Annotated in this window: 22 protein-coding genes and 1 tRNA gene; 12 read left to right on the forward strand and 11 right to left on the reverse strand. The window is 69.6% G+C overall.

The window, feature by feature from the left end:
- Window positions 1–7: 7 nt before the first annotated feature.
- Window positions 8–283: a hypothetical protein gene (locus OG801_RS21095; protein ID WP_091050473.1), complete on the forward strand. Its 276-nt coding sequence runs from the start codon at window positions 8–10 to the stop codon at window positions 281–283.
- Here the strand turns inward: OG801_RS21095 and OG801_RS21100 are convergent.
- The gene (locus OG801_RS21100; protein ID WP_406031116.1) at window positions 264–926 is read right to left on the reverse strand and encodes a hypothetical protein; all 663 of its coding nucleotides are present in this window, start codon (window positions 924–926) and stop codon (window positions 264–266) included. The two genes, OG801_RS21095 and OG801_RS21100, sit on opposite strands and share 20 nt — an antisense overlap.
- Window positions 926–5170, reverse strand: coding sequence for a LamG-like jellyroll fold domain-containing protein (locus OG801_RS21105; RefSeq protein WP_406031118.1), 4245 nt, complete (start codon window positions 5168–5170; stop codon window positions 926–928). The genes OG801_RS21100 and OG801_RS21105 overlap by 1 nt, the downstream gene beginning before the upstream one ends.
- 204 nt (window positions 5171–5374) lie before the next feature.
- On the opposite strand from OG801_RS21105, the gene OG801_RS21110 reads away from it, so the two are divergent.
- Window positions 5375–6169, forward strand: a complete 795-nt coding sequence (locus OG801_RS21110) for a cobalt transporter (protein ID WP_406031120.1) — start codon at window positions 5375–5377, stop codon at window positions 6167–6169.
- Between the two features lie 15 nt (window positions 6170–6184).
- Here OG801_RS21110 and OG801_RS21115 read toward each other — a convergent pair whose 3' ends face one another.
- The gene (locus OG801_RS21115) at window positions 6185–6760 is read right to left on the reverse strand and encodes a TerD family protein (RefSeq protein ID WP_355018265.1); all 576 of its coding nucleotides are present in this window, start codon (window positions 6758–6760) and stop codon (window positions 6185–6187) included.
- A gap of 42 nt (window positions 6761–6802) precedes the next feature.
- Window positions 6803–8290, reverse strand: coding sequence for a cellulase family glycosylhydrolase (locus OG801_RS21120; protein ID WP_406031122.1), 1488 nt, complete (start codon window positions 8288–8290; stop codon window positions 6803–6805).
- A 137-nt stretch (window positions 8291–8427) separates the two neighbouring features.
- Between OG801_RS21120 and OG801_RS21125 the strand changes: the two genes are divergently transcribed.
- Together OG801_RS21125 and OG801_RS21130 are read left to right on the forward strand one after the other, a co-directional pair.
- On the forward strand, window positions 8428–10797 hold the full coding sequence (locus OG801_RS21125; protein WP_406031124.1) for a phosphoribosyltransferase domain-containing protein: 2370 nt from the start codon (window positions 8428–8430) through the stop codon (window positions 10795–10797).
- Complete coding sequence (locus OG801_RS21130) at window positions 10797–11639, forward strand: ribokinase (RefSeq protein WP_406031126.1); 843 nt, start codon at window positions 10797–10799, stop codon at window positions 11637–11639. Before OG801_RS21125 ends, OG801_RS21130 begins: the two co-directional genes overlap by 1 nt.
- On the opposite strand, the gene OG801_RS21135 is transcribed toward OG801_RS21130, so the two are convergent.
- The 4 genes from OG801_RS21135 to OG801_RS21150 form a co-directional block, all read right to left on the reverse strand.
- Complete coding sequence (locus OG801_RS21135; protein WP_355018261.1) at window positions 11636–12529, reverse strand: bifunctional helix-turn-helix transcriptional regulator/GNAT family N-acetyltransferase; 894 nt, start codon at window positions 12527–12529, stop codon at window positions 11636–11638. The two genes, OG801_RS21130 and OG801_RS21135, sit on opposite strands and share 4 nt — an antisense overlap.
- Window positions 12530–12891: 362 nt before the next feature.
- Window positions 12892–13260: a YidH family protein gene (locus OG801_RS21140; protein WP_406031129.1), complete on the reverse strand. Its 369-nt coding sequence runs from the start codon at window positions 13258–13260 to the stop codon at window positions 12892–12894.
- A complete protein-coding gene (locus tag OG801_RS21145; protein ID WP_406031131.1) occupies window positions 13254–14504 on the reverse strand; it encodes an SLC13 family permease in 1251 nt (416 codons plus the stop codon). The genes OG801_RS21140 and OG801_RS21145 overlap by 7 nt, the downstream gene beginning before the upstream one ends.
- An 85-nt stretch (window positions 14505–14589) precedes the next feature.
- Complete coding sequence (locus OG801_RS21150) at window positions 14590–15738, reverse strand: CaiB/BaiF CoA transferase family protein (protein WP_406031133.1); 1149 nt, start codon at window positions 15736–15738, stop codon at window positions 14590–14592.
- A 165-nt stretch (window positions 15739–15903) separates the two neighbouring features.
- On the opposite strand from OG801_RS21150, the gene OG801_RS21155 reads away from it, so the two are divergent.
- Window positions 15904–16782, forward strand: a complete 879-nt coding sequence (locus OG801_RS21155) for a LysR family transcriptional regulator (RefSeq protein WP_355018257.1) — start codon at window positions 15904–15906, stop codon at window positions 16780–16782.
- Between the two features lie 58 nt (window positions 16783–16840).
- On the opposite strand, the gene OG801_RS21160 is transcribed toward OG801_RS21155, so the two are convergent.
- Together OG801_RS21160 and orn are read right to left on the reverse strand one after the other, a co-directional pair.
- Window positions 16841–16916: transfer RNA gene (locus OG801_RS21160), tRNA-His, on the reverse strand.
- A 48-nt stretch (window positions 16917–16964) separates the two neighbouring features.
- Window positions 16965–17579 carry an oligoribonuclease gene (orn, locus tag OG801_RS21165; protein ID WP_406036291.1) on the reverse strand — a complete coding sequence of 205 codons (615 nt, stop codon included), beginning with the start codon at window positions 17577–17579 and terminating at the stop codon, window positions 16965–16967.
- A gap of 158 nt (window positions 17580–17737) precedes the next feature.
- Between orn and OG801_RS21170 the strand changes: the two genes are divergently transcribed.
- The 5 genes from OG801_RS21170 to OG801_RS21190 all read left to right on the forward strand — a co-directional run bounded on the left by OG801_RS21170 (window position 17738) and on the right by OG801_RS21190 (window position 21765).
- The gene (locus tag OG801_RS21170; RefSeq protein ID WP_355018256.1) at window positions 17738–18496 is read left to right on the forward strand and encodes a thioredoxin domain-containing protein; all 759 of its coding nucleotides are present in this window, start codon (window positions 17738–17740) and stop codon (window positions 18494–18496) included.
- A gap of 130 nt (window positions 18497–18626) precedes the next feature.
- Window positions 18627–19397, forward strand: coding sequence for an FkbM family methyltransferase (locus OG801_RS21175; RefSeq protein WP_406031135.1), 771 nt, complete (start codon window positions 18627–18629; stop codon window positions 19395–19397).
- A 20-nt stretch (window positions 19398–19417) separates the two neighbouring features.
- On the forward strand, window positions 19418–19834 hold the full coding sequence (locus OG801_RS21180; protein ID WP_355018254.1) for a limonene-1,2-epoxide hydrolase family protein: 417 nt from the start codon (window positions 19418–19420) through the stop codon (window positions 19832–19834).
- Window positions 19835–19939: 105 nt separating this feature from the next.
- Window positions 19940–20377 carry a hypothetical protein gene (locus OG801_RS21185; protein WP_406031138.1) on the forward strand — a complete coding sequence of 146 codons (438 nt, stop codon included), beginning with the start codon at window positions 19940–19942 and terminating at the stop codon, window positions 20375–20377.
- A 62-nt stretch (window positions 20378–20439) separates the two neighbouring features.
- On the forward strand, window positions 20440–21765 hold the full coding sequence (locus OG801_RS21190; protein WP_406031139.1) for a hypothetical protein: 1326 nt from the start codon (window positions 20440–20442) through the stop codon (window positions 21763–21765).
- Between the two features lie 171 nt (window positions 21766–21936).
- Here OG801_RS21190 and OG801_RS21195 read toward each other — a convergent pair whose 3' ends face one another.
- On the reverse strand, window positions 21937–22518 hold the full coding sequence (locus tag OG801_RS21195) for a dihydrofolate reductase family protein (protein ID WP_406031141.1): 582 nt from the start codon (window positions 22516–22518) through the stop codon (window positions 21937–21939).
- Window positions 22519–22598: 80 nt separating this feature from the next.
- Between OG801_RS21195 and OG801_RS21200 the strand changes: the two genes are divergently transcribed.
- On the forward strand, window positions 22599–23045 hold the full coding sequence (locus OG801_RS21200) for a group II truncated hemoglobin (protein WP_406031143.1): 447 nt from the start codon (window positions 22599–22601) through the stop codon (window positions 23043–23045).
- Between the two features lie 9 nt (window positions 23046–23054).
- Complete coding sequence (locus OG801_RS21205) at window positions 23055–24128, forward strand: NAD(P)H-dependent flavin oxidoreductase (protein WP_406031145.1); 1074 nt, start codon at window positions 23055–23057, stop codon at window positions 24126–24128.
- The last annotated feature ends 57 nt before the right edge of the window (window positions 24129–24185 follow it).

The following is a 24185-nucleotide window of genomic DNA, read 5'->3' on the forward strand; positions in this document are numbered from 1 at the left end:
TGTCGGTATGTCCGGCCTCCCGATGACGACGCAGACTCTGCACACCTCCCAGCCCGCTCCCGAGCCCACCCCGCCCCAGGACGAGGACGTGGTCGCGGGTTGGACCGCCTTCGGCATCTTCATCGCGCTCTGCGTCGCCGTCGCGGTGATCGCGTGGAGCATGCTGCGTCAGTTCAAGAAGGTCGAGAAGGCCAAGGTCGAGGGTGTCTTCGGCGAGGAGGCCCAGGCCGAGGCGATCGCCCAGCAGGCCGCCAAGGACGAGATCAAGAAGCTGAAGCGCTAGCTTCCGCCTGCCGGCGACGCAGTACGAGCCGCCACCCGCCGGCAACGACCAGCGCGATCGCGCCGAGGGTGCCGCCGAGCTGGAGCAGTGCGCTGAGCCCGGTTGCCGCGGCCCGGGACTCGTCGAGGGACCAGCCGTGGGAGCGGGCGGCCCCTGCGTACGCCGCCTTCTGACCGCTCGGTCCTGAAGCGAGGGTCTGGTACGCCGGATGCAGGTCGGTCATCATGTCGATCTCGATCTTCGTGGCCGAGGCCGGTGACGGGCAGTCGAAGGTGACCGTGGTGCCATCGGCGATCAGATCCTGGCTGGCCTCGACCGACCCGTCGCAGCCCTCGATCCGGATGTGGTCGAGCACGTAGTCGGCGTAGGCCTCCGACCGCGCGAGCGCCGTCTCGTCGCCGGGCTCGTAGAGGACGACGCCGTCGAGCGTCATCCGGTCCGGCGGCAGCGCGCCGACCTGCACAGCGAGGTAGGCGACGTCGTCGGTGGCCCCGAACCGCCAGGTCACCTCGGGAGCGCCGGTGGTGCCGGCGATCGTCGCGGTCTGCGGGGCTCCGAACGGATGAGCGTCGGCGGGCAGGCCCGCGGTGGCCGCCAGCAGGATGCCGGCGACCACCGCGAGAACCTTGAGGAGACGAGGCACTAACGCTGCCTGACCGTCAGCGTGAGGTTCGTCGTGGCCGGTGCGTGTGTGTCGTCACCCGGGTAGAAGACCTGCACCTGGTGACGGCCCGGCGGAGGCAGCACGTCGACCTCGCACTCGGCGACCCCGCGTCGCACCCGCGCCTCGCACAGGACGTCCTCACCGATGAGGAACTGCACCGTGCCGGTGGCGCTGCGCGGCGCGACCGACGTACGCAAGGTCAGGTCCCGTCCGAAGCGGACCGTGACGTCCTTCGCGGTGAGTCTGACCGGGGTCAGTTCAGGGACGTCTGCCTCCTCCACGACGACCGCGCGCGAGGCGACGGCCTGGTTGCCGTTGGCGTCGGTGACCGTGTAGGTGAGCGGGTAGGCGCCCGGCGTGTTCACGTCGACGCTGCCGGAGACCTGGATGCTGCCGGTGAGGTCGCCGTCGGTGTTGTCGGTCGCGCTGACCCCGTCCAGCGGGTCGAACTCCGCGCCCACCTCGATCGTCGTCGAGGCCGGGACGGTCAGCACCGGCGGCGTCGCGTCGGTGCCGGCCGCGGTGGCCAGGAAGACGCCGCCGAACTGGTCGACCGAGCCGAGCGTCTGGGCCTCACCGGTGCGTGAGGTCGAGGTCCAGGCGTACACCTCGCCCTCGGTCAGCCCGGCCCACTCCACCGTCGCCGGCCAGCCCGAACGCGCGGTGTCGGTGCCGATCACGGTGTCGGTCGGGGTGACTACCGTCAGCGCGTCGGTCGTGAAGGACGTACGCCTGGTGGAGAGGTCCACAGGCAGCGTGAGGTTGTCCTCGGCGCCGTTGTAGCGGTGCCGGTCGTCGTACTCCGTCGCCCCGAAGTCGTCCAGGTGCGGGGAATAGGTGTCGATCGACATCTCCGAACGCTCGGTGTCGAACTGCAGCAGGCGCAGGTAGGAGGCGCCGAACTGCAGCAGGTCGGTCGACTTGTGGTCGACCGTCCCGTCACCGTTGAGGTCGATGTTGCCCGAGGCGTCGACGGAGTCGGGGAAGAGCTCACCGGCGGTCACCTTGTAGAACTGGTAGTCGGCCAGCAGCTCGACCACATTGTGCGACACAGTGGCGCCGATGCCGCGCTTGAGGTTCGTGCCGACGCCGTGCTCGTGGCCGGCGAGGACCAGGAACACGTTGGGGTTGGCCTCCACGACCTGGTCGAAGAGCCGGGAGCCGTCGGCGGAGAAGTTGGCCCCACGCCCGTCGGGAGCCGAGGAGGGCGCCAGGTAGGCGTGGGTGCTCAGGATGCCGTTGCGGTCCGGGAAGCGCGCGAAGATCTCGCTCGCCCAGTCCGCCTCCTCCGGAGTGACGCCGTAGGAGAGACCGACGGCGACGAAGTCGAGCCCGCCGGCGGAGAAGAGCACGTAGTTGTTCTGGTTGTCCGTGCCGGGCGTGACCACGTTGCCGGAGGCGTCGGTCTCCTCGTCCCAGGCGTGATAGGAAGCGCCGTCAGGCCACGCCTGCGCCGCGTCGTAGTAGCGCGACGGACTGAAGTAGCGGCTGAACCGCGACTGCGCTCCGGTCTCTCGACCACCCTGGTTGTCGTGGTTTCCCGCCACCACCTGGTTGACCACACCCGCCTCGTCGAGGATGCCCTGCGCGTCCGAGGTGAACTCGAACTCGCGGGTGATCTGCTCGTCGAGCCCCGGGTAGAGCAGGTTGCCGTTGGCGTCGGTGGCCAGCGGGTCCTTGGTGTCGTTCTCGGTCACGTCACCGGTGTGCGAGGTGAACTCGATCTTGCGCTGGTCGGCGTTGTCGCGGATCCATTCGGTCTCGGCGCGGTAGGCGCGCTGCCAGACCGCCTGCTCCTCGACCAGCTGCACGTCCGAGGGCTCCTCGATCCCGTTGAAGTTCTCGTACGTCCCGCCGGCCGCACCCTCGGCGATGTACTGGGTGTCGGTGAAGTGCGCGAAGGAGAAGTCGTAGTCGTCGGGGTTCTCGAAGTGGTCCTTGTCGTCGGCGGCCGACTCGTCGCGCGGCGAGAGGTCGTCGGCGAACGGGTCGATGCCGGTCACCAGGACGTGCACGACGTCGTTGTCGACGTGGGCGGCCAGCGCCCTGCCCTGCAGCGTGGTGTCGCCGTCGGCGATCCCGCGGGCGGAGGCGAGCTCGTCCCAGCGGCTCTCGACGGTGTTCCACACCCGTAGCGAGACCGAGCGGGCCGGGTCAGCCGTGCCGGTCCAGACCACGTGGCGACGCGAGTCGGAGGCCGGGACGGAGACGTCGTAGCGCTGGAACGGGATCAGCTTGCTCGAGGCGCTGTCGGTGGTCTGCCCGTCCGGCTTCTGGCTCCCGGCGATCGTCTCGGGGGAGGAGTAGTCGAACTCGAGCGCGCTCGGGAGCACCGGCACGACCCCCTGGAAGCCGCCGTCGGCGACCGAGGCGGAGGCCGTCTTGAAGGTGGTGGTCACGTCCGAGCCGTCGGGGCTGTTGGCGATCGCGGAGAGCGTCACCTTCCCCTTGCCCTGACCGGTGTCGGTGCCGCCGCCGGTCGGGATGGCGTCGGAGGTGAAGGTCGAGGTGTGCGCGACCGGCCGCCCGAAGACGTCCTTCGCGGTGATCTCGATCGTGTGCTCACCGCGAGCGAGGCCTGCGCCGATCTCCTGGCCGGGCCGGATCGGGTCGCCGTCGAGCGTGTAGGTCCAGCCGGAGGCGTTGCCCTGGTTGGTGATGTCGACGGCGAACTCGGTCGGCGTGGTGAGGTGCGACCCGGCCGCGGGGGTGGTGCCGTTGACGACGACTCCGGCGTCGCGTACGTCACCGAGCGCGGCCACGTTGAGGGCGTTGGCCTGGTCGGCGGTGAGCACCTCGGTGAAGATCCGCGCGTTGCGTACGGTGACCGGCGACCAGAACTGGTTGACCGAGTCGGCCCCGACGTAGAAGGAGTTGAGGGCGCCGCCGCCCGGGCGGGTCAGCGGGGCGGGAGCGGCGATCGACGCGGCCAGCGCGCCGTCGACGTACAGTCGGGCGGTCGAGCCGTCCCAGGTGCCGACGGCGTGGTACCAGCGGCCGGTCTCGATCTCGACCTGGGCGTTGCGGTAGGCGCCGCCGGCGTGGACCGCGAAGGTCAGCTTGCCGCTGTAGACGACGATCGAGTAGCCGCCGCCCTCCTTCTCCGAGCAGATCGAGTGCTCGGTCCCGTTGGGGAAGGTGCCGTTGTCCTTTAAGGTGCATTCGATGGAGACCTGCTCGTCGATCTGGTCCCAGGCCGCGGAGCCCATCGCATAGGCGTACGCGTCGTTGGAGCCGTCGAAGGAGGCGACCTTGGCGTCCAGCGCGGTGTCGTCGGAGATCACCGGCTCGCCGACCGTGGTCACGACGCGACCGGTGTCGTCGGCCGGGGTGCCGTCGTCGAAGTCGACGTCGAGCACGTCCGCGGCCGGCACCGGGGGAGCGGTGTCGTAGGAGCCGGCCAGCGCCGCGGCCTCGGCATCGGTCACCGTCCGGGCGAAGAGGGAGGCAGCGGCGAACGAGGCGGGCGGGGCCGGCTGGCCGATCCCGGTGGGAGCCGAGTCGGCGCCGACCACGAAGCGGCGCGAGGTCGCGGCCGGGGCCTGCAGCGCGCCGGTCGCGGCGGTCGAGCCGGCCTTGGTGCCGTTGACGTAGAGGCTCAGCGTCTGGCCGTCCCAGACCGAGAGCACGTGATACCAGCGGTTGGCCGTGATCGGGGTCAGCACCGACTTGTAGCCGCCGCCGATGTGGGCCATCGTGCCCAGGTTGGAGCCGGTCACGTAGACCGAGTAGCCGCCCGCCTCCTTGTTGGAGCAGAGGTCCTTCTCGTTGGTGGTGGGCAGCGTGGTCTCGACCCGGAAGACGCACTCGATGGTGAAGCCCTGCTGCAGGCCGGCCCACGGGTCGTGCTCGACGGAGACCGCGTCGTCGGTGCCGTCGACGGTCATGACATCGGTCGGCATCTCGGCGAGGGTGTCGTCGGTGCCGTACGTCGGCGCACCCCAGGTGCGCGGCTCGAGCGACTGGGCACGCTCGTGCGGGGCGCCGCCCTCGAAGTCGATGTCGAGTACGTCGGGTGTCGGCGCGTCCACGGTCGCCAGCGCGGCGCGCGGCGGACCGGTCAGCGGTGCGCCGACGGCGGTGTAGGTCGCTGCGCTGGCGGAGGTGACGGCGTCACCGGGCAGGGCGGCGATGACACCACCCGCGAGGGCCAGACCGGCGGCCACGGCGACGAGTCGCCTCCGTCCGGGTCTGGCGAGGCTGGCACTCGTTGGTGCGGACACGATGCTCCTTGGGGTCGTGCGGCATGACGTGCGGCATCGCCCGAGGTGCCGAACGGCCGAGGCACACGCCCGGCCATTGGACGAGGATCCTGAGATCCGGTGAACGCGGCCGAGCGGCGTTGTCGACGCCCGTCTGTCCGGTGGGTAAACGCTTGCCGCAGCCGTATCCGGCGTCGAAACTCTGTGCCATCGTTTGCGTCTGACATGGACGATTTCTTGACGGGTGACTGGTTCGGCGCGGCGGCTCTGGTCGAGCGCGTGCAGGGCTATCTGGACGAGCCCGGCATCGCCGCGGCCGCCTTCGTGCTCGCCTTCGCCGCCGGCGCTGCGCACGCGATCGCGCCGGGCCACGGCAAGACCCTGGCGGCGGCGTACCTGATCGGCGCGGAGGGCCGGGTGCGCGACGCGGCCTGGCTGGGCGGCTCGGTGGCGGTGATGCACACGTTCTCGGTGCTGGTCATCGCGGTGGCGTGGTCGTTCTACTCGCTCTCGGATCTCGTACGCCTGGAGAACCTCACCGCCGGGCTGCAGATCGTCGCCGGGGTGCTGATCATCGGCACCGGGCTCTGGCTGCTGCGCCGGCACTGGCGCGCTGCTCGCTCGGGGACCGGGCACGGGCATTCCCACGGGCACTCACATGGCCACTCGGGCGGGCACGGTCACGGCCAGTCAGGCGTACGCCGTCCCGGCATCGTCCTGCTCGGCATCTCCGGCGGCCTGACCCCGTCCCCGGGCGCCTTCCTGGTCCTGGTGACCGGCCTGTTCGCCGGCCGCTCGGCGTTCGCCCTGTTGCTGGTGATCACCTTCGGCCTGGGCATGGCGACGATCCTGTTCGGTGTCGGCCTGCTGGCCCTGGCCGGCAACAACCTCGTGGTCCGTGTCGCCGAGTCGAAGACCTACCTCCAGGTCGCGGCGAAGGTCACCCCGATCCTGGCCGCGCTCGGCGTCACGGTCCTCGGCGCCGGCCTCACCATCGTCGGCGTCGGCTCACTCGGCTGACCGCGACCTCACTGCTCAGAGCGTCGGGGCGATGGAGGGCAGCAGGTCCTGGAACGTACGCCCGTTGCCGATCTCGCCGAGCGCGGTCATCGCCCAGCCACCGTCCTGACGGCTGACCTTGGCCATGATCTCGGCGGTGTGCGGGCCGGTCTGGCTCACGTCGAAGCGAGCGATCTCGGTGTGGGTGTTCTCGTCGACCAGGCGGCAGAAGGCGTTCTGGATCTGGGCGAAGCTCTGGCCGGTGAAGGAGTTGATCGTGAACACGATCTGCGCGACCTCGGCCGGCACACGGTCGAGATGGACGATGATCGACTCGTCATCGCCCTCGCCGGCACCGGTGCGGTTGTCGCCGGTGTGGACGACGGCGCCGTCCCTGGACTTCAGTTGCCGGAACCAGGCCTGGTCGAGGTGGCCGCCGGCCGCGTCGTAGAGGATCGCGGAGGCGTCCATGTCGACGTCGGCGCCACGGAACCCGCCGAAGAGACCCTGTCTGACCGCGTCCCAACCGAGCGCTATCCGTACGTGCGTCATGCTGCTGCCGTCACCTGTGGTGAGCGAGACCGACTGTCCCTTGGCGAGCGAGACGGACAACTGATCCTCCGATGGCTGGACCGACGAGGGTGCATGGCCACCTTAGTCAATCGTGACCGTCACCGGTTCCGTTCCGCTCGCCTCGACCAGGATCCGGTTGTGCTCGGCCTCGCCGACGACCTTGCCGCCCTCGACGGCGATGTCCGGCCCGGAGGGGTAGTGGATCGGGCTGACGAAGATCTCGGTCGGCTCGTCGATCTCCGCGGATGGCTCGTAGGTGTAGCTGAACGCGCCGGTGGCGGGGTCGAAGGAGAGGTCGACGGGGGTGCCGGCCGTGGCCTGCGGGTAGGTGCGGACCAGCGTACGCAGCTTCTCGGACTTCACCGTCGAGAGATCGGCGTCGTCCGCGAACATCCCCTGCGCGCCGTCGGCGGTGGTCGGGTCGTCCCAGTGCTTGTAGGCCCAGTGCATCCAGGAGGTGAAGTGGTCGTCGGCCGAGGCGGTGTCGATGGCCAGCAGCTCGGTGTTGTCGGTCGCGCCGAACTCCGACATCAGGTTGGTCGCGCCCATCGTCTCGGCCTGCTCGAGCGCCTTGAGGTTGTGCGTCTCGTCGTAGTCCTTGCAGCCGCTGACCCCGATCGGGATGCCCTGGGAGTCGAGATAGCCGTAGGGGCAGTAGCTGTGCCAGGAGTAGCCGACCTGGTCGTCGTTGGCCGGCCCGAAGCTCGAGTTGGGGACCTGATTGGCGAGCAGCTGCGACTCGTACCAGACGATCCCGTCGGGGTCGGACCGGCGGATCGCCGCCGTCGCACTCTCGTACGCCGGCTGGAACTCGTCCCGGTAGGAGCTCGCGCACCCGGTGATCGGGCAGGTCAGCCACTCCCGGCCCGCCCACGGCTCGTTGATGAGGTCGTAGCCCATCGAGTAGGGCTGGTCGCCCCACCGCTGCGCGACTGCGCCCCAGGCCGCTGCCCAGCCGTCCTGCACGCCGTTCCTGTTCGCCCAGAAGTTGTCGTAGACGGTGGCCAGCTCGGGCGTGATGTACGTCGCGGGGAAGGACAGCTTGATCGGCGGGTGCAGGTTGTAGGGCGCCGGCCGTTTCGCTGCCCAGTCGGGCACGCCCTCGCCGCCGTAGGTCTCGTGCCACATGTCCTGGTGGAAGTCGTACTGCATCCAGATGCCCTTGTCGGCGAGCAGGTCGATCACCCGCTGCCAGTCGTCGAGGTAGTCCTCGTCGACCTGCCCGGGGGCGTCCGGGGTCACGCCGGCCCACAGGGTGCCGATCCGGGCGCCGTTGAAGCCGTGCTCCGCCAGCCATTCCGCGTCGGCCGCGGTGAAGCCCTCGGGCGAGTCGGGCGGGACGTACGGATCGTGCTTCCAGACCAGGTTCTGCCCGTGCACGAGCACGATCCGGCCGTGCTGGTCGACCAGCCAGCGCCCCTCGCGGGACAGCCGTTGGGCCCCCTTCGTTGGATCAGCCTCCGCCGGGTCTGCGCCGGCGGGCCCGACCGGGCTCAGCAGCGAGGTCCCGAAGGCGAGCACGGCCGCCGCGGCGGCCACGATTCCGAAGCTTCCCGAGCGACGAGGCATGTCCGGAACCTAATGGTCCCCGCCACCACCGACAAGAACGTGTTCTCATTCTGGACGTATAGCCCGTCAGGACGGGGCCTGCAGTGGACACGGGTGCCCTGCGTGCGGTTGAGTCAGACGAGGAGCATTGGGGGAGAATGTCACCTGTGAGAGACGAAGCGAGCGGCTGGTCAGGCACCTGGGTGGCCGAACGTCTGGGCGTGCGTCTGCGGACGACCGACGCGCCGAGCGGGATGATGCTCACCGATCTGGTCGGTCTGGCGGTGCGACGCAACCCCCGTCGGGCACAGCTCCTCGTCTCCTCCGTCCTCGGCAAGCACGTCCCGACCGACCCGCGTCTGGTGACCGACGCCGGGCTCCGCCTGGGGGCCAAGGCGCGCGCCGCGGCCACCGGTGACGCGGTGGTCCTCGGCTACGCCGAGACCGCGACCGCGCTCGGCCATCTCGTCGCCGACGCCCTCGGAGCGCCCTACCTGCACTCCACCCGCCGGGTCGTCGACGGTATCGAGTCCGTCGCCGACTTCTTCGAGGAGCACTCGCACGCGACCGCCCACCGGCTGCTCCCCGCCGACCCGGCTTTCCTCGCCCGTGCCGAGACCCTGGTGCTGGTCGACGACGAGGTCATCACCGGCAAGACGGTCGTCAACACCATCCGGGCACTGCACAAGAAGTTCCCGCACAAGCACTACGTCGTCGCCGCGCTGGTCGACCTGCGCTCGGAGGCCGACCGTGGCCGGATGGAGCGCTCGATCAAGCGGCTGCGCGCGACGTTGGACGTGGTCTCCCTCGCGAGCGGCGAGATCGAGCTGCCCGAGGACCTCGCCGACAACGGCAACCGGCTCATCGACACCGTCGAGAACCTCCGTCAGCTGGCCGGGGTCGAGCCGAGCCGGCGTCCGCGCGGCGAGGTCGTCCAGGTCGTCGCGACCTGGCCACGCGCCGTCCCGGAGGGTGGCCGCCACGGCTTCACGGCCGGCGCCTCCGGCTCCTACGAGTCGGCCGTCACGGTGACCGCCGCGGCCGTCGCCGGCCGCATCCCCGACGGCCCGGTGCACGTCCTCGGCACCGAGGAGCTGATGTACGCACCGCTGCGGATCGCTTCCGCGCTGGCGGACCGGCGCGCGGCCGAGGGCCGCCGCCACGAGATCACCTACTCGACGACCACGCGCTCGCCGGTGCTCGACGTCGACGACCCGGGCTACGCGATCCGCACCGCGATCACCTTTCCGTCCCACGACGACCCGGCCGACGGCGACGGGCCACGCTTCGCCTACAACCTGCATGAGGGTGCGTTCGAGACGATCGTGCTGGTCGTCGACGAGCCGGCCGACACACCCGCGCTGCACGAAGAGGGCGGCCTGGTCGACCAGCTCGCCCGGATCGCGCCGCGGGTCGTGGTCGTCACCATCCCGGCGTACGCCCCGGAGCCGCGCCACGACCAGCCTGCCCGGCAGCTGCCTGCTCCGCTCCACGGGCCGGCCTTCGGCTCCTACGACCGCGACGACGTCGCCTGGCTGCTCAACGATCTGTCCGCGGACCCGGCGGACGCGCCGGCCGAGGAGCACGCAGAGGCACACCGGGAGCTCTTCGACGAGGCCCTGACCGCATCGGCCCAGCGAGTCGCGTACGCCATCGGCCTGGTCACCGAGCAGGTGCTCGCCAGGCGCGGGCAGGATGCCGTGCTGGTCTCCCTGGTACGTGCGGGCATCCCGATCGGGGTGCTCATGCGGCGCTGGGCGCAGCGCGTGCACGGGCTCGACCTGCCCCACTACGCGATCTCGATGATCCGCGGGCGCGGCATCGACCAGACCGCGCTCGCCTACCTCGCCGCCCACCACGACCCCGCCCAGGTGATGTTCGTGGACGGATGGACCGGCACGGGCGCGATCGCCCGCGAGCTGGCCGCGTCGGTCGAGAAGGCCAACTCGACGCTCGACGCCCATCTGGCCTCGCCGTTCTCCCCGGAGCTCGCGGTCCTCGCCGACCCGGGCCGGAGCGTGGCGGTCTACGGCACCCGTGAGGACTACCTGATCCCGTCGGCGTCCCTCGGGTCGACCGTCTCGGGCCTCGTCTCGCGCCCCGTCATCGACGACGACCGGGTCGGCCCCAACGACTTCCACGGCGCGGTGTTCCACGCCGACCTGGCTCCGGCCGACGTGTCGAAGAAGTTCATCGACACCGTCGCGGCCCGCTTCCCGATCGTGCGCACCAAGGTGATGCTCGATCTCGATGCCCACCTCGGCGGCGACCACACGCCCACCTGGGTGGGCTGGGACGCGGTCGAGGAGGTCGCGGAGAAGTTCGCGGACGGCGACGTCAGCCTCGTTCAAGCCGGCGTCGACGAGACCCTCCGGCTGCTGCTGCACGGCGAGCCGGCGAAGATCCTGGTGGACCCGGCCCACGACACCGACCTGGGCCCCGTCAAGAAGCTCGCCGAGGCGCGCGACGTGCCAGTGGAGCGCATCTCGGGCCTGCCCTACTCCTGCATCGGTCTCGTACGCCCCTGATGCCGGTGCCCTCTCCACAGGACCTGGTCGTCGTCGGGAGCATCAACGTCGACCTGACGGCGGCCGTCGAGCGGTTGCCCGGCGCCGGAGAGACCGTCGGTGGTGGTCGGCTGCGCCGTGACGTCGGTGGGAAGGGTGCCAATCAGGCGGTCGCGGCGAGCCGGCTGGGGGCCCGCGTGCGGATGGTCGGCGCGGTCGGCTCCGATGCCGACGGTGCTTGGGCGGTCGAGACGATCCGGGCCGCCGGGGTCGACGTCGCAGACATCCGCATCACCGACTCGCCGACCGGCACGGCGCTGATCGCCGTCGACACGGCCGGGGAGAACCAGATCGTGGTGTGCAGCGGCGCCAACGCGTCGGTCGGCGTCGATGGGATCTCGGTCGGGGCGGACGAGGCCGTGCTGATGCAGCTCGAGCTGTCCCTGGAGGTGGTCCGTGCCGTCGCAGCGCGGACGCCGGGGTTCGTCGCGCTCAACGCCGCCCCGGCACAGCCCCTCCCGGCCGACCTCGTCGAGCGGGTGGACCTTTTCATCGTCAACGAGACCGAGTACGCCGCCATGCCCGAGCTGCGTGCGGCCCGCCGGGTCGCGGTGACCTACGGCGCCTCGGGCGCGGCCATGATCACCGAGGGCACCGAGACTGCTCGCGTCCCCGCCGCGCCGGCGCCGGACGTGGTCAACACCGTCGGCGCCGGCGACGCGTTCTCCGCGGCGCTCACCCTCGCGATCCAGGCCGGCACACCGGACGAGCAGGCGCTGCGTACGGCCTGCGCGGTCGGCGCCGCCGCGGTCGCGCACCCCGGCGCCCAGCCGCCGCTGGAGCGGTTGGAGACGTACGTCTAGACCAGCTGCTTGCGGAAGAAGTGGGTGGCGTGAGGGTTGTCGTTGTAGCGGTCGATGCGCTCGTACCCGGCCCGCTCGTACATCCCGATCGCCTCGCTCAGGACGTCGCGGGTGTCGAGGCGTACGACCCGGTGGCCCAGCCGCAGCGCCTCGGCCTCCAGGTGGCGCAGCAGGCGTGAGCCGAGGCCCGCGCCGCGCCAGGCGGGGTCGACCCACATGCGCTTGATCTCGCCGGTGCCCTCGAACTCGCGGACCGCACCGGAGGCGACCGGGGCGCCGTCGCTGGCGGCCACGAAGAAGGCGCCGTGGGGCGCGCGCAGGGAGGGGTCGTCGCCGAAGCCCTCGTCGCCGACGGTGAACCCGAAGCGGTCGCCGATCTCGGCGAAGTAGTGGCCCATCGCCTCTTGGGCCATCGGGTCGCGCGGGTCGACCTGCTCGATGGTGATCGCGGCGGCCCGTACCAGCAGGTCGGCCGTCGCCAGCGCCTCGTTGAGGCGGTCGCGCTGCCGCTGGGTCAGCGGATCGAGCAGCAGGTGGGCGCGCTCCTCGGAGCGGCGCTCGAGGTCGTCCCACTGCTTGAGGCCGTCCTCGGTGAGCGCCACCAGCCGGCGGCGGCCGTCGGAGGGGTCGCGGTCCATCGCGACGTACCCCTTGCTCTCCAGCGTCCGCAGCATCCGGCTGACGTAGCCGGAGTCGAGGCCACCCAGCCTGGTCCTCAGGTCCTGCACGGTAGTGGCCGAAGCTGAGTCGGAGGCGGCGAGCCCGATCTCGTAGAGAATCCGGGCCGTGCCATAGGGGAGGCCGCTGCCGAGGAAGGAGTCCTCGAGCGCTCCCACCCGCCGGACGTAGCTCATGTTGAACTTGCGCATCACCGAGGTGTCCACTGTCATATAACTGACTTTAGTCAGGTATCTACGGGAATCCAAGGCCGAGTATGGTGTGCGCCGCCAGAGCAATCGACAGCATCGCCACAGCGAGTCCGAAGAGGGCAGCCGCGCACGCGAGCGCGAGACAGGACGACCGCCAACCGGCCAGCAGTACTCCTAGCGCAGCCGCGACGACGCAGAGCAGTATGACGAGCGCGATCACAACCGTCGCGGTGCCGAGACTGTCCGACTGACTCTGGGCCGCCCGACACACTATCGTCGCGAGGACGATCGCGGTCAGCGCAGTACGCGTACGCGACATCGCGGTTCGCTCGCGCGCGAGGCTCGGGTCCTGCGGCGCCGGACGATTGTTGACCATGGTTCCCTCACTCCCCGAGAAGCGCGAACAACGCCGGACAGCAGCACGCCATGACCGCCGCGGCGGCGAGCACCACGCTCCGAAGTCCGAGGGGCGGCAACGGCGCGCCGGCGCAGATCGCGCTGGACGACCGGCGCCAGCGAATGGTGGCATCGACGGCGAGAAGGCCCCCAACCGCTCCGAGCGTCGCCGCGCTCCAGACCGCCGCATACGGCAGGTGTTCGGTCGCGCTGAGAATCACCACACCGGCGCCGGCGGCGGACATGGCCAGGCTCGTGCGGATCCACGCGAGCAGGGTGCGTTCGTTGGCGAGCAGGAACCGGTAGTCAGGCAGATCCTCGCCCGACTCGGACGAGTGCGGGTGCGAGTTCACCACAGGCCGAACAACGCCCACATCGTGACCGGCGCCATCGCGACGGCTCCCAGGCCCCAGGCGAGCATCTGACGGAAGAGCCGCTGCCGACTGTCCGCGGTGGTAGCTCCGAGAACAAGCCCGCCGGTCGCGCCGATCGGGTTCAGGTCGACCAGGACCGCCGAGAGCAGCACGGCCAAGACCGCGCCGAGCGGGTTGACCCCGGCGTCGATCAGTGGCGGTAGAAGCGGCAGGACCGTGACGATCACGGCGATGGAGTTGGCGAGGAAGGAGGTGATCGCGGCGATGTAACACAGTACGAGCAGCCCCAGTACCGCACTGTCACCGATAGTGAGCAGCTCGCCGAGTCGTTTGAAGGCTCCCAGGTGTTCCATGAGGCCCAGATAGGTCAGGAGCCCGCAGATGAGAACCACGGCACCCCATGGGACGCGGTCGATGATGTCGCGCGACTCCAGCTTGAACGCCATCATCAGGACGAAGGCCAGAAGGAAGCCTACGTAGCCCATGTTGAGATCGAAGCCCACGCCGGCGATGACGAGCAGCGCGAGTGCCACAAGAGCGCCGATCATGGCCGGGCGTCCACCGCGTCGCTGGTCCTGGTCGGCATCCACTCGGACTGAGCTGGTCTGGGCCGCGCACTCGCGTAGCCGGTGGCGATAGACGAACATCAAGATCGCAGTCAGGGCGACGCCGATCGCCAAAGGGATGAGGGTGAGCGCCACGTTGCTGAAGCTCGGCATGTCGATCCCGAGCTTGTCGATCTCCGCGTTGGATGTCAGCCCGAACACGGCGATCGGCGAGAAGAGGCCGCATAGGATGCCGTTCAGCATGGAGGCCGCCATCAGGAACTGCGGCAGGCGGTAGGTCTTGGCCATCCCCATGGTGAGCGGCGCCGCGATTGCGATGGCCGCGACCGGGAGAGTGCCGATGCAAGCAAGCAGCGCGCCGACGGCGAAGGCGACGACTGGTAGGAGAACCACCTTTCCCCCGGCCAGGCGCCGAGCCACGGAGAGGATGGCGTCCATCGCGCCAGTCATCTGGATGATCGCGAAGAGCGCCATGACGCCCACGATCAGGGTGAAGAACCCCGACGGGAAGAAGGTGGCGAAGTCGTCGGCGTCGACGCCGGTGATTCCGGCGACGATGAAGGCGGCTGGAAAGGCCGCCAGCCCCAGGTGGGCGCGCGGCACGAGTGAGAGTGTCAACAGGACCGCGAGTCCGATGATGGAGACATCGGCGTTCGTCATCGGTGGCTCCTCGTGGTGGTGTGCATGGCGATGATGGGCATGGGGTCCTCTCCTCGGGCGGTGCGGCGGCAGGGCATGGTCAGCGTCATCGGATGACGCCTCGCGCACGAAGCCCGTGGATGTCGGCGGTGGTCACGCCCTTCAACTGGGCCAGCACCTCGTCGGTGTGCTCGCCCAGTGCTGGCGCAGGGCAGCGCTGGGCGAAGTCGAAACCCGAGTACCGTCCGGCCGGCCCGACGATCATGGCGTCGCTGCCGTCTCGGGCCTGAACACGCAGGATCGACCCGCGAGCCTGGACATGGGGGTCGGCCACGATGTCTTCGGCCGTATTGACCGGCGCGGCCGCGATCCCGGCCTCGTGCAGGACAGCAAGCAGGTCGTCCAACGGATAGCTCGCGGTGAACCGAGCGACAGCGTCGTCGATGAGGTCACGATGATCGACTCTGGCCGCCATCGTGTCGAACGACTCCAGGTCGGGCCGGTCCATGACACGCAGCAGGCGGCGCCACATGCCGTCGGTGGAGGCGGGCAGTACCACCCAGCGTCGGTCGGCGGTGGGAAAGAGCCCGTTCGGCACTACCGCCGGGTTGCCGTTGCCGATCCGTCCGGCACTCACCCCGGTCGCGCCGTAGGTCCCGATGAAGTCCTCCATCATGCGTAGCATCGGCTCGTACAACCCGAGGTCGACCAGTTGCGCCTCACCGGTGAGGTCGCGCTGTCGCATGGCGGCGAGGATGCTGAACGCACCGTAGATTCCCCCGACGCCGTCGGCGATGGGGTAGCCGGAGAACCGCGGTGGCCCTTCCGCGTCGCCGGTGCGGTGGGTCAGGCCGGCGAATGCCTCGACGACTCGGGCGAAGCCCGGCCGGTCGGCGTAAGGACCGGTACGACCGAAGGCGGTCAGATGGAACATGACGATGCCGGGTCGCAACGCGCTGACTGTTTCGAAGTCCAGGCCGAAACGGTTCGCGGTCGGCGCCCGGAAGTTTGTCACGACGACCTCACACGTACGGATCAGCTCATGAAGCAGCGCGACACCCTCGGGTTCGTGCAGGTCCAGAGCGACGCTCCGCTTGCCGCGACCGAACTGCTCCCAGGCGACGGACACGCCGTCATGTAGGGGCGGATAGCTCCGGGTGGGATCACCGCCGGCCGGGTGCTCGACCTTGACCACGTCCGCGCCGAGCTCTCCGAGCAGGGCGCAGCTGAGCGGCGCCGCGAGCACGGTCGACACGTCGAGGACTCGAACGCCGTTTAGGGGTGCAGAAGACACGTGTTCTCCGTTGATGGTCATGCCAATGTGGACAACCACCACTCTGGGGCGCACTTCGTCGCTGGGGAAGAGGCCCTGTGCGATCATGGGTGTCCGGGAAAACCGCTCACGAAATGGGAGTTTCACGTGCGAGTCGAGCGAGCGATCTACTTCGTTGAAGCGGTCCGTGCCGGGTCGCTGCGCGCCGCCGCCAACCGGCTCCAGGTCACTCAGTCAGTCTTGGGTGAGCAGATCACTGCCCTAGAAGAGGAACTCGATACGCACCTCCTCCGGCGGACCCGTCAGGGCGTCGTGCTCACGTCGGCGGGCGCTGCTCTGTTGCCGCGAGCTGAGGAGCTCATTGCCGCGCAACGTGCGCTGCTCGACGCAGCCTCTACCTACTCCCACCGCCTCGTCGGGAGGGTGCGCGTGGGCGCCAACCCGATCCTGGCGGCGCTCTTGCTCACACCGGTCGTCGCCGAGATCAGGTCCCAGCACATGGGCGTCCGGGTCCAGGTCATTGACGGCCCTTCCGGTGACATCCTCGACCGCGTCACCCGAGGACTCCTCGATCTCGCTGTGTTGAGCTCTCTCGGCGGGACCGTGTCAGGTCAGCTTCGCAGGGAGGCGGTCGCGGTCACTCCCATGGCTATCTATGTCTTGCCAGGGCATGAGTTGTACGACCGAAGTTCGGTGTCGTGGCACGAGATCGCTCCCTGGCCGCTCATTTCGATGCGTCGAGACACCACGTTGGGCGAAGGTCTCGCTGCCGGGCTGCCCACGGCGAATGTGGTCGCAGAGGTGTCCAGCATCTATCACATTGTCACCATGGTTGACGCGGGGATCGGTGTAGGTGTCGGAGTACCCGCGAACCTGCCAGGGGTCGCGACTGCCGGAGCGTGGGTGCCGATCCAGGGGGAGGGCAGGATCGTCTCCGAGATCGTCTACAGGGCCGACTCACCTCTCGACCGACCTGCGCAGTTGGTCCGCGACGCGCTCCGGGAACGTGCGAAGGGGCTTGGCTGACGATGGGTGCGGAGTCTGAAATGGCAAACGGCCCGTCCTCTCGGACGGGCCGTTCTGATGGGGTGAGCGACGGGGCTTGAACCCGCGACCCTCGCGACCACAACGCGATGCTCTACCAGCTGAGCTACGCCCACCATCGGCTCGAACAGCGCATGTCCGAGCCAGCAAGAATCATAGGGGAATCAGACCGGATCTGTGGAATCGGGGGTGGCCGCCGGGTCGCCGAGGCCGGTGATCGAGGCTCCGTGCCGGCCGGCGATCTCCTTCGCCACCTCGGAGTCCGGGCCGGGCATCGGCACGAAGACCGCCTCGCGGTAGTAGCGAAGCTCCTCGATCGACTCCTGGATGTCGGCCAGGGCGCGGTGGTTGCCGCGCTTGGGAGGAGCCGAGAAGTAGGCCCGCGGGAACCAGCGTCGCGACAGCTCCTTGATCGAGGAGACGTCGACGTTGCGGTAGTGGAGGAACCCCTCCAGCTCGGGCATGTCGCGGGCCAGGAAGTTGCGGTCGGTGGCCACCGTGTTGCCACCCAGCGGCGGCCGGGAGTCCTTGCCGCAGTGCTCCCAGACGTACGCCAGGACCTGCTCCTCCGCCTCCCGCATCGGCACACCGTTCTCGAGCTCGACCAGCAGGCCGGACTTGGTGTGCATGTCGCGTACGAAGTCGTCCATCTGCTCCAGCGCCTCGGCCGGAGGCTTGATGATGATGTCGACCCCGTCGCCGAGCACGTTGAGATCGAAGTCGGTGACGAGGGCTGCCACCTCGATGAGCGCATCGTGCTCGAGGGACAGCCCGGTCATCTCGCAGTCGATCCAGACCAGACGTTCGTTCAGTGAAGCCACCGGAGCACCATAACGCCGCTGGTCAACGGCTTCGCGGAGGGATAGGCGACGATGTGATAACGGTTCCCATGGCGTGGTTTCAGCCTGCGCTCAGGAGACCGACCTATGTTGGCCTCATGAGCACGGATTCAGCCAGCAGCCCCTCGCGCAAGGACAAGCGTGAGGCACGCGCTGCCAAGGCCGCCGCGGAGCTGGAGGCTCTGCGCAAGAAGCAGGCCCGCAAGTCGATCCTCACCGTCGCGGCGGTCGTCGTCGCCATCGCGGTGATCATCGGTGGCCTCGTCTGGTTCAGCGTGAGCCGCTCCGGCGACGACAAGGTCACCGCGGTGGAGGCCGGCAGCAGCGAGCACGGCCTGGTGATCGGACCTGACGACGCGCCGCACAAGGTCGTCATCTACGAGGACTTCCTGTGCCCCTACTGCGCCGAGTTCGAGGCCGCGTCCCGCGATGACCTCGCCGAGCTCGCCGCCGACGGCAAGGTCCAGGTCGACTACCGCCCGTTCGTGCTCCTCGACCAGGTCGGCCCCTACTCCGAGCTCGCCACCTCGGCCTTCGCGGTCGTCCAGGAGGAGGCCGGCGACGACGTCGCCAAGACCTTCCACGACCTGCTCTTCGAGAACCAGCCCAGCGAGTCCGGCCCGTTCCCCGACGCTGCCGATCTCGTCGACCTGGCCGTCGAGGCCGGTGCCGAGGAGTCCGCCGTCAAGGACCGCATCGAGAGCCTCGACGGCAAGGCCTGGGCCGACGCCGCCACCAAGGCCGCCGCTGATGACGGCGTCCAGGGCACTCCGACCGTCCTGCTCGACGGAGAGCAGTTCCAGGACGGCAACACCGTCCAGGAGTACGCGGCGAACCTGGTCGAGAAGATCTCCTGACCCTGCCTCGAGTTGCGCGCGGCCCGATCCGCGTCGCCCAAGGTTCGGCTGGCGTTTCCGTAGGCACTTTAGGGTTCGGCGACAGCCAATGGCGGCTGGGCCGGAAGATCCCTAGGCGAAGGTGCTCGAGATGGCGTACGCGACGACCGAGGACGGGTATCGGATCTATGTGAGGCCGACGGATCCGCGGGCTCTGGGCCTGATCGCCAACAAGGGTCGGATCATCCGCGGCTCGCTCGAGCTGTGGCGGTTGGCGCTCGGGCTGCACGAGTGGCAGACCGTGATCGACATCGGTGTGAACTACGGCGAGATGCTCGTCGGGGCGGACATCCCCGAGGGAGTCGAACTGATCGGGTTCGAGCCGAACACCTCGCTGCACAAGGTCCTGCGAAAGACGCTCGAGACCCGCGGGATCACCATCGACCTGCGCGCGCAGGCGGTCGCCGACAAGCCCGGCGCCGCGCGGTTCGCGGTCGACCGGACCTGGTCGGGGACGTCGTCGCTGTACGACGAGCGCCATGACGGCTCGGCCCGCTGGCAGCTCCGCGACGTCGAGGTCACCACGCTCGACGAGGTGCTCGGTGGGTCGGGGCGCTCGTTCTGCGTGAAGGTGGACGTCGAGGGCTTCGAGCGCGAGGTCGTCGACGGCGCGGCGCGGTCGCTGGCCGATACGGCCCACTGGGCGCTGATGCTCGAGATCGAGCACATGGACCGCGGCTACCTCGCCGAGCTGGCCAGGACGCGCGACGTGTTCGTGAAGGAGAAGGACTCAGTCGCGCTGCGACGGGTGCCGGGTGGCCGGGTCGCCGTCGAGGAGCTTCTCGACAACCCGGCGCTGCATCGACAGGACTGTGTCGTTTTGAGCCCAGGATTGTCTGCAGCGCAGCCGTGGGAGCCCTGATCGGCGATAACGTAGGCGGCATGACCGAGATCCAGATCGTCGAGCAGTTCCTGGCCGCGCTCGAGACCGGAGAGGTCGACGCTGCGCTGCTGCTGTGCTCGGACGACGTCACCTACCAGAACGTTCCTCTTCCACCTGCGCGTGGCCTCTCCGAGGTCGGTCGCCAGCTGCGGGTGATGGGGAAGTACACGACCGGCTTCGAGGTCCGGATGATCAACATCGCGGCCAACGGCCCGGTGGTGCTCACCGAGCGCATCGACGTCCTCAGTCGAGGCTCGGTCTCGGCCGAGTTCTGGGTGTGCGGCACCTTCGAGGTGCGCGACGGCAAGATCGTGCTCTGGCGCGACTACTTCGACTGGACGACGTTCATCGCGGCAGGCATCAAGGGCGTCGGTCGGGCAGCGTTCGGCGCGATCCGGAGGGTCACCGGGCGCTGAGGTACGGGAAAGGTACGGGAACGTCCGGAGCCGGCGCGGAGATAGCGTCCGCTCGACCTCCGGCCATCGTTCGGCCGGCTCGTATCTCAACCGAAGGAAAGACCGTTGAACACTGTTGCTCAGCGCACTGCTCGAAAGCTTCTTGCCGTCGTGGTGGCCGGACTCGTGATGGGCTCGGCACTCGTGGCGATGAGCACGTCCTCGTCGCAGGCGGCGGGGTGGGGAACCATCTCGGACCGGAGTGTGAACAAGGTGCTCAGCTCGAGGTCGTGGACCACGCTGCGTCCTGCCTTCAGCACCGCGGCGAACGTCAGGTACCGCTACTGCGTGACGCTCAGGGGACGCGGAACCGTGAACCTCCAGCCGCAGGCGTTCAGTACCGAGACCAGCGTGAACAACTCCTCGTACGTCACCAGGTGCACCAAGTCCTACCGCGGCCCCGCCAACCGGTTCACCCCGACGGCCGCGAGGATCGGCGACGGTTCGGTGCGAGTCGGTCGGATCAAGGTGCAGCGCTGGTACGCCGGAAGCGTTCCGGGCTGAGCAGCGAGGTCTCTCTCCAGTTTCTGTGACGTGAGTCACAAGAGCACCCTATCCTCGGGGGCATGCCTCGTGCGTCAGCCGCTCTCCTCGCCCTGCTCCTGACCGCTTCCGCTCTGGTCGCCTCGACCGGCACGGCGCTCGCCGACCCCGAACCACCCGGTGACCAGCCGCTTCCCGGCTACACGATCAGCAACCCGCCGGTCGCGCCGATCGTCGTCGGTGGCCAGGGGACGACGGTGCGCCAGGGCGTGCACGAGCACGCCGCGTACATCCTGGAGGTGCCGGCGGACTGGAACGGCGAGCTGGTGATGTGGGCCCACGGCTACCGCGGGCTCAGCTACACGCTGACGCCCGAGACGCCGGGGTTCGGGCTGCGGCGTACGTTCCTCGAGCAGGGCTACGCGTGGGCGGCGTCGAGCTACTCGACCAACGGCTACGACGTGGGAGCCGGGGTGCGCTCGACCCGGGACCTGGCGACGTACGCCTCCAAGCTGCTGCCGCGCAAGGCGACCCGCACCTATGTGACCGGGGTGTCGATGGGCGGGCACGTGATCGGGCGCTCGCTGGAGCAGTATCCGGGCTTCTACGACGGCGCGATGCCGATGTGCGGGCAGCTGGGGGACGTGGAGCTCTTCGACTTCTTCGTCGACTACAACCTCGGTGCGCAGGCGCTCGCGGGGCACGACGCCTACCCCTACACCAAGGACTATCAGAGCGTCGACGTCCCGGTGATCAAGGAGCGGCTCGGGCTCGGCGGCACCCTGACCCCGGAGGGCGAGCAGCTGCGGGCGATGACCATCGAGCGCAGCGGCGGTCCGCGGCCGGGCGCGGTGGCGGCCTTCGGGCAGTGGAAGGACTTCCTCTTCACGCTGCCGTCGGTCGACGACGGTGGCACGCTGGGCTTCAACATCGGCCGCGTGGCGACCAACCGGAACACCGACTACACGCCGAGCTCGCCGGTCGACCTCAACACCGAGATCGAGCGGGCGGACCCCACCGACCCGGCCGGGCGCTACAGCCACCGGCTCAACGCCCCGTCGCGGATCTCCGGCCGTCCTACCGCCCCGGTGGTGAGCCTGCACAACCTCGGCGACATGTTCGTGCCGTTCTCGCTGGAGCAGATCTATCTGCGCGAGGTGAAGCGCCACCACCGCGGCGGTCTGGTCGTGCAGCGCGCGATCCGCTCGGCCGGGCACTGCGAGTTCAGCCCCGCCGAGGCCTCGGCCGCCTGGGGCGACCTCGTCGAGTGGGTCGAGCACGGGGACCGTCCGGCGGGCGACGACGTGCTCGACCGGGCAGCCGTCGCCGCACCCGACTACGGCTGCGCGTTCACCGATCCGACGGCGTACGGAACCGGGTCGCGTCGTCTCTACGCGCGCTGCCCCTGACCGGCGCTAGGGCCTGTTTCCGAATGCGGAAGCGCCGGCCATACGCCGCCCAGCACGCGCCCTGGCGGCGTTGCCGCCTCTCGACAGACACCCGGTATGCCTTCGAGGCGGCGCCTGGCCAGGCCACGCGCTGGACGGCGTCTGGCTCGGCGCCGCATTCCGAAACAGCCCCTAGCGGACGACGTCGTAGACGAGCTTGATGATGCCGTTGGCGTAGGTCTCCGACTCGACCAGCGCGAGCCGCTGCTTGTCCTTGTCGGTCTCGCTCCACATCGACTTGCCGGCGCCGAGGACGACGGGGAAGACGAGCAGGTTGTAGCGGTCGATCAGGCCGGCGTCGGCGAGGTTGCGGGCGAGCTCGGCGCTGCCGGCGATCAGGATCGGGCCGCCGTCGCCCTGCTTGAGCTTCTCGACCTCGTCCAGCGACCTCACGATGGTCTGCGGACCCCAACCCTCGACCAGGGCGTCGTCGCCGAGGGAGGTCGAGACGACGTACTTCGGGATGTCCTTGACCACCGTGAAGTCCTCGATGTCGGGCCAGATCGGCGCGAACGCCTCATAGCTGCGCCGGCCGAACATCATCGCGCCGGCCTCCTCCATCTCGCTGCCCTTGATCGCGTAGGCCTCCGGCAGGAACTCGATGTCCTTGTAGGTCCAGCCGCCGCTGCGGTGCTGCTCGTATTCGGAGCCGCCGCCGGGGGAGTCGACGACGCCGTCGATGGACACGAAGGCGGAGTAGATGAGTGTGCGCATGGGTCGATCCTGCCGCGCGGGTCCCCATACCGCCACAAGTATTTCGTTGCGTATCTCGGTGCCGCACGTGATGGTGAGGCATGACCTTGTACGACGACCTCGGCGGCGAGCCCGCGCTGCGCCGGCTGAGCGACGCGTTCTACGAGAGGGTGCTTGCCGACGAGCTCCTCGCGCCGGTGTTCGCGAACTTCACGCCCACCCATGTCGAGCGGGTGGCGATCTGGCTCGGCGAGATCTTCGGTGGCCCGGCCGACTTCACCGCCAGGCTCGGCGGCCATCAGGCCCTGCTCAAGGTCCACCTCGGCCTCGGGATCCTCGAGGAGCACCGGCAGCGCTGGCTCGAGCTCATGCAGGCCGCGATCGAGGAGGTCCTGGCCGACCGGCCAGACCTGCACAAGACGCTGATGGCCTACTTCGACTGGGGCACCGCCATCGCCAAGGACGTCTCCCAGGAACCGCCGGGGACCGACCTCGGCGACCCGGGTCCGACGCCCCGCTGGGGTCGCGACGGGCTGGTCAAAGACTAGCCTGGCCGGGTGACCGCTCGACGACGTGCTCAGGAGTTCTGCGAGGCGTACGGCCTCTCGATGCCGATCCTTCAGGCGCCGATGGCGGGTGCCTGTCCGCCCGCGGCGGCGGCCGCGGTCGCCGATGCCGGCGGGATGGGCGCGGCGGGGGTGGTGCTCGACCCGCCGGAGCGGGTCGCGGAGTGGGCCGCCGAGTTCCGGTCGCTGTCGACGGGTCCGTTCCAGCTGAACATCTGGATCCCCGACCCGGCCGATGACGACCCGGCGAGGATCTCGGCGGCGGCGGAGTTCCTGACCCGGTTCGGTACGCCGGGCCCCGAGCAGTCGCCCGCGCCGTCGTTCGAGGAGCAGTGCGAGGCGATGCTCGCCGCCCGGCCGAGGGCCGTCTCCTCGATCATGGGCCTCTTCTCGCCGGACTACGTCGACCGCCTGCACGAGGCCGGGATCGCCTGGTTCGCGTGCGCCACGACCCTGGCCGAGGCGATCGCCGCGCAGGAGGCCGGTGCCGACGCCATCGTGGCGCAGGGTCTCGAGGCCGGCGGGCACCGAGGTGTCTTCGAGCCGGAGACGGCGGAGCGTACGGCCGTAGGGCTGTTCGCGCTGCTGCCGCACATCGTCGACGGTGTCGACGTGCCGGTCATCGCCACCGGCGCGATCGCCGACGGACGTGCCGTCGCCGCCGCGCTGACCCTCGGTGCGAGTGCCGTGCAGGTCGGCACCGCGCTGCTGCGTTCGCCGGAGACCGCGATCGCCGACGCCTGGGCGGCCTCGCTCGACGGCCTTGCGCCGGAGGACACCGTCGCCACCCGGGCCTACTCGGGCCGCCTCGGCCGCGCCGCGCCGACTCCGTATGTGCGCTCCTGGGAGGCGCCGGGTGCGCCTTCGCCCGCGCCCTACCCGCACCAGCGACGCCTGGTCGCCCGGTGGCGCAAGGGAACGCCCGACCCCGCTGCAGAGGTGACCTTGGACCGGGCCAACCACTGGGCCGGCCAGGCCGCGGCGCGCGCGGTGGCCGAGCCGGCCGCCGACGTCGTGACCCGCATGTGGAACGAGGCGCAAAGTCACCTACCGCCGCTGGCCTGATTCGCCTGCGCGTTCGGGGGCGCAGAATCCCGCCATGGCGGGAAAGTGCGGCCCGGA

It is taken from the genome of Nocardioides sp. NBC_00163 (assembly GCF_045206295.1).
Taxonomy (GTDB): domain Bacteria; phylum Actinomycetota; class Actinomycetes; order Propionibacteriales; family Nocardioidaceae; genus Nocardioides.